The organism is Microbacterium festucae (assembly GCF_025421715.1).
Lineage (GTDB): Bacteria > Actinomycetota > Actinomycetes > Actinomycetales > Microbacteriaceae > Microbacterium > Microbacterium festucae.
In genome coordinates this window covers 1,163,074-1,178,618 of the sequence record NZ_JAOEFC010000001.1, presented here as the reverse complement: position 1 = coordinate 1,178,618, position 15,545 = coordinate 1,163,074, and the positions used below count along the sequence as shown (strand labels likewise).

General features: G+C 74.0%; 16 protein-coding genes and 1 riboswitch. Of the genes, 5 read left to right on the top strand and 11 right to left on the bottom strand.

The genetic code is table 11. The features are described 5' to 3' along the window. Positions 1-25: 25 nt before the first annotated feature. Genes N3K63_RS05305 through N3K63_RS05285 form a run of 5 tightly spaced genes read right to left on the bottom strand, consistent with a single transcriptional unit; the run spans position 26 to position 3,421 of the window. The gene (locus N3K63_RS05305; RefSeq protein WP_261578943.1) at positions 26-388 is read right to left on the bottom strand and encodes a VOC family protein; all 363 of its coding nucleotides are present in this window, start codon (positions 386-388) and stop codon (positions 26-28) included. Positions 389-398: 10 nt separating this feature from the next. Beyond that, positions 399-1,235 (bottom strand): SDR family oxidoreductase, encoded by an 837-nt coding sequence (locus N3K63_RS05300; RefSeq protein WP_261578942.1) that lies wholly within the window; start codon positions 1,233-1,235, stop codon positions 399-401. Next, positions 1,232-2,008 (bottom strand): enoyl-CoA hydratase/isomerase family protein, encoded by a 777-nt coding sequence (locus N3K63_RS05295; RefSeq protein WP_261578941.1) that lies wholly within the window; start codon positions 2,006-2,008, stop codon positions 1,232-1,234. Before N3K63_RS05295 ends, N3K63_RS05300 begins: the two co-directional genes overlap by 4 nt. A gap of 49 nt (positions 2,009-2,057) precedes the next feature. Beyond that, positions 2,058-2,819, bottom strand: coding sequence for an SDR family NAD(P)-dependent oxidoreductase (locus N3K63_RS05290; RefSeq protein ID WP_261578940.1), 762 nt, complete (start codon positions 2,817-2,819; stop codon positions 2,058-2,060). A gap of 50 nt (positions 2,820-2,869) precedes the next feature. Beyond that, the gene (locus tag N3K63_RS05285) at positions 2,870-3,421 is read right to left on the bottom strand and encodes a hypothetical protein (protein WP_261578939.1); all 552 of its coding nucleotides are present in this window, start codon (positions 3,419-3,421) and stop codon (positions 2,870-2,872) included. Between the two features lie 56 nt (positions 3,422-3,477). On the opposite strand from N3K63_RS05285, the gene N3K63_RS05280 reads away from it, so the two are divergent. Both N3K63_RS05280 and N3K63_RS05275 read left to right on the top strand, forming a co-directional pair. Next, the gene (locus N3K63_RS05280) at positions 3,478-4,203 is read left to right on the top strand and encodes an aminoglycoside 3'-phosphotransferase (protein ID WP_261578938.1); all 726 of its coding nucleotides are present in this window, start codon (positions 3,478-3,480) and stop codon (positions 4,201-4,203) included. Further along, on the top strand, positions 4,200-4,589 hold the full coding sequence (locus N3K63_RS05275) for an MmcQ/YjbR family DNA-binding protein (RefSeq protein ID WP_261578937.1): 390 nt from the start codon (positions 4,200-4,202) through the stop codon (positions 4,587-4,589). Before N3K63_RS05280 ends, N3K63_RS05275 begins: the two co-directional genes overlap by 4 nt. A gap of 817 nt (positions 4,590-5,406) precedes the next feature. Here N3K63_RS05275 and N3K63_RS05270 read toward each other — a convergent pair. From N3K63_RS05270 to N3K63_RS05260, 3 genes are all read right to left on the bottom strand, one after another. Beyond that, complete coding sequence (locus N3K63_RS05270; protein ID WP_261578936.1) at positions 5,407-6,201, bottom strand: energy-coupling factor transporter transmembrane component T family protein; 795 nt, start codon at positions 6,199-6,201, stop codon at positions 5,407-5,409. Beyond that, the gene (locus N3K63_RS05265; RefSeq protein WP_261578935.1) at positions 6,198-7,664 is read right to left on the bottom strand and encodes an ABC transporter ATP-binding protein; all 1,467 of its coding nucleotides are present in this window, start codon (positions 7,662-7,664) and stop codon (positions 6,198-6,200) included. The genes N3K63_RS05270 and N3K63_RS05265 overlap by 4 nt, the downstream gene beginning before the upstream one ends. Before the next feature lie 2 nt (positions 7,665-7,666). Beyond that, on the bottom strand, positions 7,667-8,302 hold the full coding sequence (locus tag N3K63_RS05260) for an ECF transporter S component (RefSeq protein ID WP_261578934.1): 636 nt from the start codon (positions 8,300-8,302) through the stop codon (positions 7,667-7,669). Then, positions 8,295-8,404: riboswitch (TPP riboswitch) on the bottom strand. It overlaps the preceding gene by 8 nt. A gap of 40 nt (positions 8,405-8,444) precedes the next feature. On the opposite strand from N3K63_RS05260, the gene N3K63_RS05255 reads away from it, so the two are divergent. Next, positions 8,445-9,899, top strand: a complete 1,455-nt coding sequence (locus N3K63_RS05255; RefSeq protein WP_261578933.1) for a D-alanyl-D-alanine carboxypeptidase — start codon at positions 8,445-8,447, stop codon at positions 9,897-9,899. A 43-nt stretch (positions 9,900-9,942) separates the two neighbouring features. Here N3K63_RS05255 and N3K63_RS05250 read toward each other — a convergent pair whose 3' ends face one another. From N3K63_RS05250 to N3K63_RS05240, 3 genes are read right to left on the bottom strand one after another with little or no spacing between them, the layout of a single operon-like run. Further along, positions 9,943-11,514: an SLC13 family permease gene (locus N3K63_RS05250; RefSeq protein ID WP_261578932.1), complete on the bottom strand. Its 1,572-nt coding sequence runs from the start codon at positions 11,512-11,514 to the stop codon at positions 9,943-9,945. A gap of 45 nt (positions 11,515-11,559) precedes the next feature. Further along, entirely contained in the window at positions 11,560-12,498 is a 939-nt protein-coding gene (locus N3K63_RS05245; protein WP_261578931.1) for a DnaJ domain-containing protein, read from the bottom strand. Continuing rightward, the gene (locus tag N3K63_RS05240) at positions 12,498-13,535 is read right to left on the bottom strand and encodes an enoyl-CoA hydratase/isomerase family protein (RefSeq protein ID WP_261579203.1); all 1,038 of its coding nucleotides are present in this window, start codon (positions 13,533-13,535) and stop codon (positions 12,498-12,500) included. The genes N3K63_RS05245 and N3K63_RS05240 overlap by 1 nt, the downstream gene beginning before the upstream one ends. Before the next feature lie 193 nt (positions 13,536-13,728). Between N3K63_RS05240 and N3K63_RS05235 the strand changes: the two genes are divergently transcribed. Continuing rightward, complete coding sequence (locus N3K63_RS05235; RefSeq protein WP_261578930.1) at positions 13,729-14,721, top strand: ATP-binding cassette domain-containing protein; 993 nt, start codon at positions 13,729-13,731, stop codon at positions 14,719-14,721. Beyond that, positions 14,718-15,545, top strand: coding sequence for an ABC transporter permease (locus N3K63_RS05230; RefSeq protein WP_261578929.1), 828 nt, complete (start codon positions 14,718-14,720; stop codon positions 15,543-15,545). The genes N3K63_RS05235 and N3K63_RS05230 overlap by 4 nt, the downstream gene beginning before the upstream one ends.

Below are 15,545 nucleotides of genomic sequence, written 5' to 3'. Positions count from 1 at the left end.
CCGCACCCACCGGGCGCGCAGCGCGTCAGGTCGGGGCGCCGAGGTTGATCAGGGTACCGTGCGGGTCGCGGATGCGGGCGACGCGCTCGTTCCAGGGCATGTCGGCCGGCTCCTGCTCGACCGACGCCCCGCTGCGCACGGCCGCCTCGAAGGTCGCGTCGACGTCGTCGACGTAGAACCACAGGGCCGCGCGGTCGCCGGCATCCGGCGTGTGCGGATCAGCGCCGATGCCGAGCTTCGCACCGCCGACGGCCAGCGACACGTAGACGTCGATGCCGTCCTGGTCGAAGCGGTACTCCACGACCGCGCCGAAGGCCCGCTCGTAGAACGCGACCAGGTCGGGGAGGTCGCGGGTGGACAGGATCGGGAAGCCGCTGCGCACCGCCATGCGCGGAAGGCTAGTCGAGGAAGACGTCCGGGAACAGGGCCTCATCGGGCGTTCCCGGCACCGCGGCGTATCCCGAGAAGTCGGTGATGCCGGCGGCCGCGAGCACGTCCTCGACGATCAGCGTCTGCCCCGAGTAGTCGCGGGCCGGCTGGATGAGCACCTGGTACGCCGCGTCCGCATAGATCTCCGGGGTGCGGCTGGCGGCCATCATCCGGTCGCCGCCCAGCGAGTACTGCACGGCGGCGGTGGCGATGGTGGTGCGCGGCCACAGGGTGTTCGCGGCGATCCCGGCGTCGGCGAACTCGGCCGCGAAGCCCAGCGTCGCCATCGTCATGCCGTACTTGGCCATCGTGTAGCCGGTGTGGGCGCCGAGCCACCGCGGCGAGAGGTTCAGCGGCGGCGACAGCGACAGGATGTGGGGGTTGGCGGCATCCTTCAGCGCGGGGATCGCGGCACGCGAGAGCAGGAACGTACCGCGCACGTTGACGTCCTGCATCAGGTCGAACTTCTTCGTGGCCAGATCCAGCGAACCCGACAGGTCGATCGCCGAGGCGTTGTTGACGACGATGTCGATCCCGCCGAACTCGCCCTGGGCCTTCAGCACCGCGGCGGTGATGGCGGCGTCGTCGCGCACGTCGCCGACGATCGCGAGCGCGCGCCCGCCGGCATCCTCGATCTGCGCGGCAGCGGTGTGCACGGTGCCTTCGAGCTTCGGATGCGGGGTGTCGGTCTTCGCGATCAGCGCGATGTTCGCGCCGTCGCGCGCCGCGCGCAGGGCGATGGCGAGGCCGATGCCGCGGCTGCCGCCCGACATCAGGATGGTCTTGCCGGCGAGGGAGGCGGTCATCGGTTCTCCTTGGTCTTGCGCGAGGCCGCGGCGAAGGCGGCCACCCGCGCGTGGGCGTCGTCGGTGTCGAAGGCGCGGCCGATGGTGGCCGCCTCGTCGTCGAGGTTGTCGGTCAGCGCGCGGTGCGCGCCGGTGCGGATGAGGCGCTTGGCCTGGCCGAAGGCCGCCGTCGCACCTCCCAGCCACCCCTGCGCCACCTCGAGCGCGCGCGCTCCGGGGTCGGCGGCGACCTCGGTCACGAGCCCCCAGTCGGCCGCCGTCTCGGCATCCACGGTGGTGTCGGTCAGCAGCAGCCGCAGCGCGCGCTGCTGGCCGATCGCGGCGGGCAGCAGGGTCGAGACGCCGAGGTCGGGGGTCAGCCCGATGTTGGCGTACTTGCTGACGAACTTGGCGCCCGGAGCGGCCACGATGTAGTCGGCGGTGAGCATGAGCCCCAGGCCGCCGCCGGCCACCGCGCCGCCGACGGCCGCGACGATCGGCTTGTCCGACTGCACGAACGTGCGGATGCCGTCGTGGATGACGTGCGCCATCTCGGTGATCTTCTCACCCCCGGCGCCCGAGCCGGCCATCGCCACGACGTCGCCGCCGGCGCAGAAGGCCGGGCCGTTCGCGTCGAGGAGGATCGCCCCGACGCTGTCGTCGGCGGTGAGCTCGTGGGCGAGGTCCCGCCAGCGGCCGCCCATCTCGAAGTCCATCGCGTTGAGGAACGCGGGCCGGTTGAACGTGATGCGCGCGAGCGCCCCGTCGCGGGTCAGCAGGATGGTGTCGCTCATCGCGGCATCCTCTCTTCCAAGGGAACGGTGTCGGTGGCGGCGGTGCGGATCATCTCGGGGCCATCCGGATGGCGCCGTCGAGGCGGATGGTCTCGCCGTTGAGGTACCCGTTGCGCACGATCTCGAGCACGAGCCCCGCGTATTCGTCGGGCCGGCCGAGCCGGGCCGGGTAGGGCACCTGCTGCCCGAGGCTGGCCTGCGCGTCGGCGGGGAGGGCGGCGAGCATGGGGGTCTCCATGATGCCGGGGGCGACGGTGACCACGCGGATGGTGTGGCGGGCGAGCTCGCGCGCGATCGGCAGCGTCATCGCGTGCACCCCGCCCTTGCTGGCGGCGTAGGCCGGCTGCCCGATCTGCCCGTCGAACGCCGCGACGGATGCCGTGTTCACGATGACGCCGCGATCGCCGGATGCCGTCGGCTCGGCCGCGGCGATGGCGGCGGCCGCCTGGGCGATGACGTTGTAGGTGCCGATGAGGTTGATGCGCACGATCCTCTCGAACTGGTCGAGGGGCGTCGGCACGCCCTCGCGGTCGAGCACCTTCGCCGGCGGGGCGATGCCGGCGCAGTTGACGACCACGCGCAGCGGCGCGGTGGCCACGGCCGTGGCGACCGCCTGCTGCACCTGCGCCGGGTCGGTGACGTCGGCGGCGACGAACACCCCGCCCAGCTCGGCGGCGCGGTCGGCGCCGGCGGAGGCGGGCAGGTCGACGATGACGACGTGGGCGCCGGCGGCGGCGAGGGCACGGGCGGTCGCGAGCCCGAGCCCGCTGGCGCCGCCGGTGACGAGGGCGGATGCTCCGACGATGTCCATGGTTCCCCTTCGAACGCGGTATCGCATCCCACTCTAGGTGAAACCGGGTCTCACCTGCGCGGTCGGGCGACGGTGCCCAGGCGGGCGAGCAGCTCGCCCGGCACGGCCAGCAGCACCCGCGCATCGGGCTCGGCGACGAGCCGTGCCACGAGCCGCTCGGTGAGCTCCGCGTCGCGCCGGCGGTACCCGGTGACGTGATGGCCGTCGAGCTCCCACTCCTGAGCACCGGCCGACCGCGTCACCACGCGGGCCGTCACCGGGTTGGGCTCAGCGGTGTACGCGTCGCCGAGCACGCCGAGCAGCACCGGCCCGATCGAGTCGGCCAGCAGCGGCGAGGGCAGCCGCGTCGTCGGCAGGTCGAGCTCCACATCGGCGACCTCCCCCCACGCCACCGCCTCGTGCGGCTCGGCGCCCTGCCACAGCTCGACGCCGCTCGTGGTCAGTCGCACGTGCCGCACCGCGACGTCGCCGATCGCGACAGCCGGCAGCACGGGCGCGGCGGGCAGGCGCGCGGCGCCAGGGGCGTCGGGGGTCGCAGCATCCCGGGCGGCGCCGGCGACGGCATCCACCGCGGTGAGCGGACCGACACGCAGGGCACCCATGGCTCCACTCAACCAGACGGGATGCGCCCCGCGCACGGCGGGGCGAGGATGAGGGCATGACCATTCCGACCACCGAGGTGCCCGTGCCCGCGCTCGTCCGCCGGCTCGCCGGCGGTGCGTACCTCGAGCCGGTGTGGCTCAACGAGGCGGGCGGCGTCACGTGGCGCACCGGCGACGGGCGCTACGTGAAGTACGCCCCGCACGACGACGAGGTGAGCCTCGCCGACGAAGCCGCCCGACTCGCCTGGGCGGCCCCGTATGCCACCGTGCCCCGCGTGCTCGAGAACGGGGCGGATGCCACGCACGAGTGGCTCGTCACCGTCGCGCTGCCGGGGCGGTCGGCCGTCGACGCGCGCTGGATCGCCGAGCCCGCCACCGCCGTGCGCGCCGTGGGCCGGGGGCTGCGGATGCTGCACGACGCGCTGCCGGTGGACGGGTGCCCGTTCGCGTGGACGGTGCCGGTCCGGCTCGAGGCGGCCGCGCGCCGCGGCATCCGCGTGCCGTCGGCGCTGCACGAACCGCCGCCGGTGGACCGCCTCGTCGTGTGCCACGGCGACGCGTGCGTGCCCAACACCCTGCTCAACGACGACGGCGGCCCGCTCGGGCACGTCGACCTCGGGGCCCTCGGCATCGGCGATCGGTGGGCCGACATCGCCGTGGCATCCATGAGCACCGCCTGGAACTACGGCCCCGGGTGGGAGGACGAGCTCATCGCCGCCTACGGCATGCCGCCCGACCGCGAGCGGCTGGACTACTACCGCGATCTGTGGAACGCGACATGAGCCATCCCCTGATGTTCGACGACGCCGACCCGCTGCTGCGGCGGCTGCGCCGCATCGCGCGGGCCCTCCCCGGGGCATCCGAGAAGATCAGCCACGGCCGACCGACGTTCTACACGACCAAGGTCTTCGCGTACTTCGGCGGGTCGCAGCGCATCGACGGCAAGTGGATCCGCCGCGACGCCGCCGTGCTCGTGCTGCCCGACCCGCTCGACGAGCCCGCCCTCCGTCAGGACCCGCGCTTCTGGGTGCCCGCCTACCTCGGCCCCGCCGGATGGCTCGGCATCGACGTCGACGCGGGCGCCGACTGGTCGGAGATCGCCGAGCTCGTCGACGCCTCCTACCGCCGCACCGCCCCCGCCCGCCTCGTGCGGGAGCTGGAGGGGTGAGGCGGGGGGTGTGGGGGTGTCCCTCGATGTGCGGGTGCGGGGGCTTTGACCCGCAGAATGTGGGACGCCGCCTCGAGCCAGGTCCCGCAAATCGCGGGTGCGGACGGGAGTGGGCCGCAGATTGCGGGACTCGCTCGGATGCCGCGTCCCGCAAAAGGTGAGCACAGAGGGGGTGACCCTCTGTATGTGGGACGCCGGGTCGAGGCGCATCCCACAGACTGCGGGTGCGGAGGGGGTGACCCGCAGATTATGGGACGCGGCCTCAAGGCGCATCCCACAGACTGCGGGTGCGGAGGGCGTGACCCGCAGATTGTGGGACGCCGGATCGAGGCACGTCCCACAGAATGCGGGTGCGGAGGGGCGTGACCCGCAGATCGCGGGACGCGCTCGGGCGCTGCGCGCCGGGGAGTGCGGCCCGACCGAAGGCATCCGCTCCCGCGAGCATGCGGATGCCATCACTCACCGTTCGCGGGACGCCCGAAGCCACATGTCACGCAAACGGCGATTGCGGATGCCATCACTCACCGTTCGCGGGACGCCCGAAGCCACACGTCACGCGAACGGCGACTGCGGATGCCGCCACTCACCGTTCGCGGGACGCCCCGAAGCCACGTGTCCCACAAACGGCGGGTGCGCGGCCGACAACCCACCGATCCAGGGACGCGCCGCGCGCCCATGTCCCACAAAGGGCGGGTGCGCGGCCGACAACCCACCGGTCCTGGGACGCGCCCCGCACCCATGTCCCGTAAAGCGCGGGTGCGGATGCCGACACCCACCGGGACCCACCCCGGGCCCGATGGGCACAGACCCCCACCCGTCAGGACCAGACGAACCGGAACGTCCCGGCGGCCACGGCGAAACCGAGCGCGACGGCGATGATGACGACGGCGCCGAGCACGGCGACGGCGTCGCGGGGGTGGAGGCGGGAGGGGGTCATCCAGGTGCGCTCGACGGGGGTGCCGAAGCCGCGGGCCTCCATGGCGGTGGCGAGCTTGGTGCCGCGGCGCACCGCGAACACGAGCAGCACGAACGCCATCGAGAAGTAGCGCCGCAGCGCGCCGCGGTCGCCGACGCCGCGCGCGCGGCGGGCCAGGCCCATGGCCCGCCAGTCGTCGACGAAGAGCCCCAGGGTGCGGGTGCCGGCGAGCACGCCGAGCACGAAGCGGCTCGGCAGGTGCACGATCTGCGAGAGGGCTCCGGCGAGGTCGTTCGGGTCGGTGCGGCCGAACAGCAGCATCGTCGGCAGCGCGAGGGCGAACACGCGCACGGCCACGGCGACGGCGAACTGGATCGATGCGTCGCTGATGGTCGCGAGGCCCAACGACCAGTAGACGGTGCCCGCCGGCTCGGCGTAGAGCAGCATGCTGATGCCGGCGATCGGCGCGAGCAGCACGAGCGGCAGCAGCCGGCGCAGCACGGTGCCATAGGTCAGTCCCGTCAACGGCACGCACGCCAGCTGCAGCGCGATGGCGACGAGGGCGCTGACGACGTCGATCGAGGCGAGCAGCGGCACCGACAGCACCAGGGCGAGCAGCACCTTGGTCGCCGGGTTCACCCCGTCGAGCCAGGCCGACACCGGCGCGGTGCGCGGGCGCGACGCGACGGCGGTCATGCCGCCTCCGCCGCATCGTCGACGGGATCGAGCGCGACGCGCTGACCGCCGAGGTGGTGCGCCACGTCGTCGTCGTGGGTGACCGCGACCACCGAGCGCCCCTCGAGGATCTGCTCCTGCAGCAGCCGCACCAGCTCGATCCAGCCCCGGCGGTCCTGCCCGAACGTGGGCTCGTCGAGCACGACCACCCGTGGCCCGGTGGCGAGCACCGTCGCCACCGACAGCCGGCGCTTCTGGCCACCCGACAGCGTGAAGGGGTTCGCGAGGGCCAGCGCGCTCAGGCCGAGCCGGTCGAGCAGCTCGTCGACGATGCGGGCCGTCGCCGCGTCGTCGAGCCCCGCCGCTCGCGGCCCCACGGCGAGTTCCTCCCGCACGTTGCGCGCGAGGAACTGGTGCTCGGGGTCTTGGAAGACGGTGCCGATGCGGGTGAGCAGCTCGCGCGAGCTCCACCGCGACGGGCGGATGCCGCGACGACCGGCCAGCTCGGATGCCGCCTCGACCTGCCCGCGCAGTTCGGGCAGCAGGCCCGCCAGGGTGAGGGCGAGGGTCGATTTGCCGGCCCCGTTCGGCCCGGTGATCACGGTCGCGGCACTGCGCGGCACGGTCAGGTCGATGCCGGTGCGCACCGGCATCCGGCCGTCGCGGGAGATCGCGAGCCCCCGTGCGGACAGGAGCGCGACGCCGCCGGTGGCGGGGGCGAGCGCCGGAAGGTCGACGGCGGCCCCCGGCACCCACACGCCGGCGCGGGCGAGCTCGGCGCCCTGCGCGGCGAAGACCTCGGCGGGCGGGCCGTCGGCCAGCAGCCCGCCGTCGGCGCCTACGACGATCACGCGGGTCATCAGGTCCGCCCACACGGCGGTGCGGTGCTCGATGACCACGAGCGTCGCGCCGGCGCGGGCGACGGCGTGCTCGACGGCGCGGCGCACCTCGACGACCCCGGCGGGGTCGAGGTTCGCGGTCGGTTCGTCGAGCAGCAGGATGCCGGGACGCATGGCGAGCACGCCCGCCAGCGCCAGCCGCTGCTTCTGGCCCCCCGACAGCGCCTTGGTCGGATGGTCACGGGGCACCTCGAGCCCCACCGCGTCGAGCGCGTCGGCCACCCGGCCGGGGATCTCGGATGCGGGAACGCCGAGGTTCTCGCATCCGAAGGCCACGTCGTCGCCCACGCGCGAGAGCACGACACCGGCATCCGGGTCTTGCAGCACGAGGCCGACCCGGCCGCGCTGGGTCTGCGGCGGGGCGCCGTCGACGCGCAGGTCGCCGCTCATCTCACCCTCGTCGGCTCCGCCCAGCAGCCCCGCCATACCCGCCAGCAGCGTCGACTTGCCCGCCCCCGACGCGCCCAGCAGCAGCACGCGCTCGCCCGGCTCGATGGTGAACGACACGTCGCGCACCGCCGGCAGGCGGCGGCCGGCGTAGCGCCAGCCCCACCCGTCGGCGGTGATGCGCGCCGCGCCGGTCATCGTCAGACCTCGGCGCGCGCCTCGCGGCCCACCGCGAAACGGCTGAGCGCCCCGGTGGCGGCGAGGGCGCGCACGAGCAGCCACCCGACCACACCGGCGAGGATCGCGCCCGAGACCACGACCGACCCGAGGTAGATCGCGTTGAACTCGAGGCTCTTGAGGATGTTGGGCGAGCTGCCGTAGAACAGCTCGAAGATCCAGGCGGCCACGCCCGCGCCGATGCCGGCGAGCACGGCGACCGGCAGCGTGAAGCGGCGGTAGAGGAAGAGGGCGAAGACGAGCTCGGCGCCCAGGCCCTGCACGATGCCCGAGAACACCGTCGAGACCCCCCACACGTTGCCGATGAGCATCGAGACGATCGCGGCGACCACCTCGACCAGCAGCGCGGCGCCGGGCTTGCGGATGACCAGGCCCCCGATCACGCCGCCGATGAGCCAGATGCCCACGGCGATACCGCCGAGGCCCGGCGTGAGGGCGTCCATGGCGCCGAACCAGGCGCCGCCGACGGTGTTCCAGGCCCAGAACAGCAGGCCGATGGCCACACCCAGCACGGCGGCGACGACGATGTCGACGACCCGCCAGCTGTAGCGGCCCGACGAGGCGGTGCGGACGGTGGTCTCAGACGCGGACACGTGCATGTGTTCTCCTCCCTGCGCCGGCATGATCCGGATCAGGTTCGACGGTCGAAGCGTGGATCGCTTCCTCTCAGCCCGGCTCACCGGACTCCCGTGGTTGTGTCGTTGAGTATAGCGACCTGGCGCGGACGGTAGTTTTGTGCCCATGTCCCAGCTCGACGCGCCCCCCGAGTCGGCCGGAGCGTCGCAGGACCAGACCTCCCCGGCGACGGATGCCGATCCCGCCGAGGCGCTGTTCGCCCCCGCCGACGCGTCGTCGGCGCCCGATGTCGTCATCACCCACTCGGGCCGTCACGCGCTCACCTGGCTCGACGAGGACCGCATCGGCCCGAAGCCGCCGGCCGCCCAGCGGGTGACGGTGGATCTGCTGGCCCGCCGCCCGCGGCGCAACCCCCTGCGCCCCACGATCGTCCTCCCGATCCTCATCATCATGGCGCTGGTCGGCTCGTACGCCGCGGCCACGCTGCTGTGGCCGCTGCACGCGGTGGCGCCGGTGGCGAGCACCGTCGAGGTGACGCCGCTGACGGCCGCCGACACCGCCGTGGCCTGGCCGGCCGCGGGCGCCGGTGCGGTGGGCGTGGGCGGGATCGCCGCCGACGCGGCATCCGCCGACACCGCCGCCTCGATCGCCAGCATCACGAAGGTCGTCACGACGCTGATGGTGCTCGACCAGTCGCCGCTGGCCCCCGGCGAGAGCGGCCCGACCTACACCTTCACGCGCGCCGACGCCCGCACCTACCAGAACTTCCTCGCCCGCGGCGAGTCGGCGCTGCCCTTCCCGGTGGGCGGCACCCTCACGCAGTACCAGCTGCTGCAGGGCGTGCTCATGGGGTCGGCCGGCAACTACGCCGACTACCTCGCGTCGCAGTACTGGCCGACGGATGCCGTGTTCGCCTCGGCCGCGCGCACGTGGCTGGCCGGGCACCAGCTGTCGGCGATCACTATCGTCGACCCCACCGGCATCGGCCGCGCCAACGCCGCCCCGCCGGCGGCGCTCATCACCCTCGGCGAGCTGGCGCTGGCCGACCCCGTCGTCGCCGAGATCGTGCGCACCGCGCAGGTCGAGCTGCCCGGTGCGGGGCTGGTCGTCAACACCAACGACCTGCTCGTCGACCCCAGCGTCGTCGGGGTCAAGACCGGCGGCCTCACCGACTTCTACAACCTGCTGACCGCCAAAGACGTCGTCGTCGGCGACCAGACGGTGCGCGTGTTCGCCACCGTGCTCGGTCAGCCCACCGACGCGCTCCGCGACGGCGAGACCCAGCGGCTGCTCGACACGATCACCGCCGAGGTGTCGGCCCCTCCCGTGATGCCCGGCGGCACCCGCATCGGCGTGGTCACCACCCCCTGGGGCGCGTCGTCGGACGTCGTGACCGAGGGCGACGCATCGGTGGTGCTGTGGAACCGCACCTCGGCGTCGGCGACCCCCACGATCGACCTCGGCGACGCCCGCGCCGCCGGCGACGAGGTGGGCTCGCTGCGCCTGTCGGGCCCGCTCGGCGCGGCGACGGTGCCGGCACAGCTGGCATCCGATCTGCCCGACCCCGACCCGTGGTGGCGCCTGACGCACCCGCTCGAGCTGTTCGGCATCGTCGACTGACGCCGGACGCCGGAGCAGGAACACCGCCGACCGGGGCCGTGCGTCAGAAGGGCCAGATGAGCGGCACGTACAGCACCGCGACGGCCAGGAAGACGAGCATGAGCGGCACGCCCAGCTTCCAGTAGTCGCCGAAGCGGTAGCCGCCGGGCTGCATGACCATGAGGTTGACGGGCGTGGCGACCGGCGTGAGGAACGCCGCCGCCCCGGCGACGGTGAGCGCCATCATGAACGGCAGCGGGCTCGCCCCCATGCCGTGCGCCACGGCGAGGGCGATCGGCACGACCACCAGCACCGTGGCGACGTTGGAGATGAACTGGCCGAGCACCATCGTGATGAGGCACAGCACCAGCAGCGCGAGCTGCGGCGAGTGGTCGCCGATGGCGGCGATGACCCCGCCGGCGACGATGTCGGCCGCACCCGTCGAGGTGAACGCCGCCGACAGCGGCACCATGCCGGCGATGAGGATGACGGTCGTCCACGACACCGCGCGGTAGGCCTGCGGCGCCGTGATCACCCGCATGAGCACGAGGGCGCCCGCGGCGAGGAGCCCCGCGACCGCCGGCGGCACGAGGCCCGTCGCCAGCAGCACGACCATGCCGGCGAGCACCGCCAGCGCGCGCTTGGCGCCGCGGCCGAGCGGCACCGCGCGCTGCAGCGCCTGCGGCGGGGTGACGGCGATCACGTCGGGCGACGCGACGTAGGCGGTGAGGGCGGCCCACGGTCCGCGCACGAGCACGGCGTCGCCGGCCCGCAGGGTGAGCGATCCGACGGCAGCCTCCCCCTCGGCATCGCCCCGGCGCAGCGCGAGGATCACGAGGTTCTCGTCGCGCGTGGTCATCCCCGCGCTGACGGTGCGGCCGATGAGGGTCGACCGGGGCGCGACGAGCACCTCGGCCACCCCCTCGCGGGCGGTGAACAGCATCCCGGTGGGCAGTTCCACCGCATAGCTGGAGCGCAGCGCCCCGGCGTAGTCGCTGGCATCCGGCGCGCCGAAGTGCTCGGCCTCGCGCGCCGGCAGCAGCCGGTCGCCGAGCAGCGCGACGACCGCCGTGGTCAGCAGCACCAGCGGCACGCCCACGAGCGCGAACTCGAAGTAGCCGAACTCACGGGCGCCGGCGGCTGCGGCCGCCTCCGAGACGACGATGTTCACGGGGGTGCCGGTGAGGGTCAGCAGCGATCCCGCGCTGGCGGTGAAGGCGAGCGGGATGAGCAGTTTCGCGGGGGCCAGGCCCGCCCGCACCGCGACGACCACCACCACCGGCAGCAGCGCCGCGACCGCGCCGTTGATGGAGATGAACGCCGACAGCACGGCGACCATGAAGCACACGATCACGGTGAGCCGCAGCCGGCTGCGGCCGGCGCGCCCTACGACCTTGTTGCCGACCCAGGCGGTCACGCCCGTGGCATCCAGCGACTCGCTCACCACGAACAGCGTCGCGATGAACACGACGGTGGGGTCGCCGAAGCCGGCGAGGGCCTCGTTGAGAGTGAGGATGCCGGTGAGCCAGAGGCTCAGCGCCACCCCGATCGCGACGATGCCCAGCGGAACCTTGCCGCTGATGAACAGCACCACCGCCAGCCCGAGGATGACGAAGGTCCACGTGGCGGCATCCATGCCCTCACCCTAGTGAGCAACCGGGCGCGCCCGGCAGGGGAGCGCTCAGGCGAAGCGGACGCTCTGCTGCAGGCGCGTGCGCACGTCGAACAGCTCGTTGCCGCCGATGTCGCGGCTGCCGCTGATGCCGCGGCGCAGCACCGTGGGCAGGGCGGTGCGCCCGACGATCGCCACGGGGAGCCCGCGCACCTTGCCGAGCTCTTCGATCGCGGTGACCACGTCGTCGTCGGGTAGCACGACGATGACGCCGCTGAACTTCACCCGGGCGGCGCGCGCCATGGCGCGGGCGCGCGCGACGACGGTCGCCACCGGTGCGCCGGCGACCTCGTCGCCGATGAGCTCGCCGCGGCGGGTGCGCACCGGGCCGCCGAAGTCTTCGGAAAGCACCGCGTACAGTCCGCTCGGGCCCAGCACGATGTGGTCGAGCTTGGCATCCGGGTCGCGGGGGTCGACGGCCACGTCGTGCCACACCGTGTAGCCCATGCCGAGATCGCCGACCGCGCGGGCCGTGGCCTCTTCGGCCAGCGCGTCGGCCAGCAGGCGCCGCACGTCGCGCGGGGCGCTGCGCACGAGCGCCGGGTCGTAGGGGTCGTCGAGGGGTGCGCCGCGGCCGACCCACTCGCGCATCAGTTGCAGGTACAGCTCACGGCGGCGGCCGCCGGGCTGACCGAACGACCGCGCGCGGGGTCGGGTGTCGGCGGCCCCGCGGGCGGGGCGCCACTGCGGGGCGCCGTCGGTGGCGGGACCGAACGAGACGCTCTCGTCGCCGAACCCGTGGCCGCGGTCGTAGCGGGCGCGGCCGTCGGCGGTGCCGATGAGCTCCCAGGCGCGCTGCACCTGCACGAACGTGGCCGCATCGCCGCCGGTGTCGGGGTGGGTCTGGCGCAGCCGCAGCCGGTAGGCCTTGCGCAGCGTCTCGTCGTCCACGCCCGGCGCGACGCCGAGCACGTCGTACGCCGACGCGGAGAGCGGGCTGTCGAACATCAGGCCCACAGCGCCGGGTCGGGGGTGGACGCCAGCGCCGCCCGGCCGGTGCCGTCCGGCACCTCGGCCAGCGTCGCCGGGTTCCAGCGCGGCGTGCGGTCCTTGTCGACCAGCTGCGCGCGGATGCCTTCGACCAGATCGGGTTGGGTGGCCGCGAACCACAGCACCAGCCCGTACTCCTGCGCCAGCGCGGCGCGCAGGTGCGGCAGGGCGCGGGCCGCGCGCACGGCCGCCAGGGTGACCACGAGCGAGGTGGGCGAGAGCTCTTCGAGGGTGTCGGCGGTGGCGGATGCCGCGTCTTCCGGCCGCGCGCGCAGGCGGGCGATGATCTCGGTCACGGTGTCCGCCGCGAACGCGTCGTCGATCCACGGGCGGGCGGCGGCCAGCCGCGAGGGCGACGGGGTCTCGTCGAACAGCAGCACGAGCTCGGTCGGGGTGTGCGGGTCGGCGCGGGTGACGAGGGCGTCGTGCAGGTCGCCGACGCGGTCGCTGGGCACCATGTGGTCGGCGAATCCGGCGTAGACCGCGTCGGCGGCATCCATCACCGCGCCGGTGAGGGCCAGGTACTCGCCGGTGCGTCCGGGCGCGCGGGCGAGCAGCCACGAGCCGCCCACGTCGGGGGTGAGGCCGATGCGCGTCTCGGGCATGGCGAGCTTCGACCGCTCGGTCACCACCCGCACCGCGGCGTGACCGGCCAGGCCCACGCCGCCGCCCATCGTGACGCCGTCGGCGATCGCGACGACCGGCTTGGGGTACTCGGCGATGCGGGCGTTGAGGGCGTACTCGGCGCGGAAGAACACCGCGGTCTGCTCGGGGTGCCCGCCGATCACCTGTTCGCGCAGGCCTCGCACGTCGCCGCCCGCGCACAGTCCCCGCTCGCCGGCGCCGTCGAGCAGCACGACCTCGATGTCGGCGTGGTGCTCCCAGGCATCCAGCGCCGCCGACAGCTGCCGGATCATGTCGAGGTCGAGCGCGTTGATCGCGCGCGGCCGGTTGAGGGTGAGGCGCCCGACGCTGCCGTCGCGGCGCACCAGCACCGTCGGCTCGGGAGGGCTCCCCGGCGTGTCAGCGGGATGCGGGGCGGATGCGGGACTGTCTGCCGTCACCCCGGCAACGTTACCCGCCGCCGCGCCTGCCCCCGCTGGGAGCCGACTTCGGCCAGGATGGGAGAAGACCGACCGCCCCCTGCCCGACCATCGCGTCGCGCGGAACGATGACGAGAGGCCGCACATGCCCGAAGGACACGTGCTCGAGTTCGCCGGTTTGACCAAGCGCTTCGGCGCGGTCACCGCCGTGGACGCCCTGACCGCCCGCGTCGAGCCCGGTGTCGTCACCGGCTTCCTCGGCCCGAACGGCGCCGGGAAGACGACGACACTGCGGATGCTGTTGGGGCTGGTGCGCTCGTCGGGCGGCACCGCCACCATCGGCGGCCGCCGCTATGCGCAGCTGCGGCATCCGCTGCAGACGGTGGGCGCCGCCCTCGAGGCGTCGAGCTTCCACCCCGGCCGCACCGCCGCCAAGCACCTCACCGTGTATGCGCGCGCCGCCGGCATCCCGCTCTCGCGCGTCGACGACGTGCTCGGCGTCGTCGGGCTCGCCGACGTGGGCGGCCGCAAGGTGGGCGGCTACTCGCTGGGCATGCGGCAGCGCCTGGGGCTCGCCTACACGCTGCTGGGCGACCCGGGCGTGCTCGTGCTCGACGAGCCCGCCAACGGCCTCGACCCCGAGGGCATCCGCTGGATGCGCGGCTTCCTGCAGGCCCTGGCCGCCGAGGGGCGCACCGTGCTCGTCTCCTCGCACCAGCTCACCGAGATCCAGCTGACCGCGCAGGACCTGCTCATCCTCGCCCGCGGCCGGCTCGTGTTCCAGGGCGCGCTGCGCGACCTCACCGAGGCCCACGACCAGTCCACCGTCGTCGACGCCCCCGACCGGGTGGCGCTCGCGCAGGCGCTGGATGCCGCGGGCCTGGCCCACCAGCCGATGCGCTCGGGCTTCGTGGTCGCCGGCGCCGAGCCGGTGGCCGTCGGCGCCGCCGCAGCCGCCCACGGCGTGGCCCTCTCGTCGCTGCAGCGTCGCGGCCCCGCGCTGGAGGAGGTCTTCCTCGGCCTCGTCGACGGCACCCGCGACCTGCCCACCACGCCGCCCGACCCGGCGACCCTCCTGCCGCCGGAGTCCGCCCCCGCGGCACCGGCACCGGCCCCGACGGAAGGAGACGTGCGATGAGCCTCGTGAACGCGACCCGGTCGGAGCTGACCAAGCAGTTCTCCACCGCGATGTGGTGGATCCTCGCCATCGTGCTCGTCGCCTACGTCGGCGGCACCGCCGCGGGCCTGGCCGCCACGTTCGGCGCGGTCTCCAGCGGCGCGATCGGCGGCGAGGCCACCGGCGCCCCGCCCATCCCCGAAGAAGTGCTCGCGCCGGTGATCTACAGCCTCGCCACCGCCGTCGGCTATGTCTTCCCGCTGCTGATCGGCGTGCTCGTGGTCACCGGCGAGTTCCGCCACCAGACCCTCACCCCCACGTTCCTGGCCACCCCCCGCCGCGGCGTCGCCCTGGGCGGCAAGATCGCCGCCGGCGTGGCGATGGCCCTGCTCTACGCCGCCATCGCGCTCGCGGCCACGGTCGGCGCCGGCGCCGGGCTGCTGGCGGCGTTCGGCGTCGACACCCAGCTCGACCAGTCGGACACGTGGGCGATGATCGCCCGCATGGCCGTGGCGTTCGTGCTGTGGATGCTGATCGGCATCGGCGTCGGCACGCTCGTGCGCAACCAGGTGGCCGGGGTGGTGGGCGTGATCGCGTTCACCCAGTTCCTCGAGCCGATCCTGCGCACCGTCGGCGGGTTCGTCGACGGCGTCACCGACGTGGTGCGCTGGCTGCCCGGCGCCGCCTCCGACGCCCTGGTGGGCGCGAGCATCTACACGAGCTTCATGGGCGGCGGCGGCGAGAGCGAGGTCGCCTGGTGGGCCGGGGGCCTGGTGCTCCTGGCCTACGCCGCGGTGCTCCTGGTGGCCGGCTTCCTCTTCAGCTGGCGCCGCGACGTCAGCTGA

What these genes read in the sequence shown, in the direction of transcription:
- N3K63_RS05285 (WP_261578939.1), bottom strand. Translation starts at nt 3,421, where the DNA reads ATGGGTGCCCTGCGTGTCGGTCCGCTCACCGCGGTGGATGCCGTCGCC.
- N3K63_RS05260 (WP_261578934.1), bottom strand. Translation starts at nt 8,302, where the DNA reads ATGCACGTGTCCGCGTCTGAGACCACCGTCCGCACCGCCTCGTCGGGC.
- N3K63_RS05300 (WP_261578942.1), bottom strand. Translation starts at nt 1,235, where the DNA reads ATGACCGCCTCCCTCGCCGGCAAGACCATCCTGATGTCGGGCGGCAGC.
- N3K63_RS05265 (WP_261578935.1), bottom strand. Translation starts at nt 7,664, where the DNA reads ATGACCGGCGCGGCGCGCATCACCGCCGACGGGTGGGGCTGGCGCTAC.
- N3K63_RS05295 (WP_261578941.1), bottom strand. Translation starts at nt 2,008, where the DNA reads ATGAGCGACACCATCCTGCTGACCCGCGACGGGGCGCTCGCGCGCATC.
- N3K63_RS05235 (WP_261578930.1), top strand. Translation starts at nt 13,729, where the DNA reads ATGCCCGAAGGACACGTGCTCGAGTTCGCCGGTTTGACCAAGCGCTTC.
- N3K63_RS05305 (WP_261578943.1), bottom strand. Translation starts at nt 388, where the DNA reads ATGGCGGTGCGCAGCGGCTTCCCGATCCTGTCCACCCGCGACCTCCCC.
- N3K63_RS05290 (WP_261578940.1), bottom strand. Translation starts at nt 2,819, where the DNA reads ATGGACATCGTCGGAGCATCCGCCCTCGTCACCGGCGGCGCCAGCGGG.
- N3K63_RS05270 (WP_261578936.1), bottom strand. Translation starts at nt 6,201, where the DNA reads ATGACCGCCGTCGCGTCGCGCCCGCGCACCGCGCCGGTGTCGGCCTGG.
- N3K63_RS05245 (WP_261578931.1), bottom strand. Translation starts at nt 12,498, where the DNA reads ATGTTCGACAGCCCGCTCTCCGCGTCGGCGTACGACGTGCTCGGCGTC.
- N3K63_RS05250 (WP_261578932.1), bottom strand. Translation starts at nt 11,514, where the DNA reads ATGGATGCCGCCACGTGGACCTTCGTCATCCTCGGGCTGGCGGTGGTG.
- N3K63_RS05280 (WP_261578938.1), top strand. Translation starts at nt 3,478, where the DNA reads ATGACCATTCCGACCACCGAGGTGCCCGTGCCCGCGCTCGTCCGCCGG.
- N3K63_RS05230 (WP_261578929.1), top strand. Translation starts at nt 14,718, where the DNA reads ATGAGCCTCGTGAACGCGACCCGGTCGGAGCTGACCAAGCAGTTCTCC.
- N3K63_RS05255 (WP_261578933.1), top strand. Translation starts at nt 8,445, where the DNA reads ATGTCCCAGCTCGACGCGCCCCCCGAGTCGGCCGGAGCGTCGCAGGAC.
- N3K63_RS05275 (WP_261578937.1), top strand. Translation starts at nt 4,200, where the DNA reads ATGAGCCATCCCCTGATGTTCGACGACGCCGACCCGCTGCTGCGGCGG.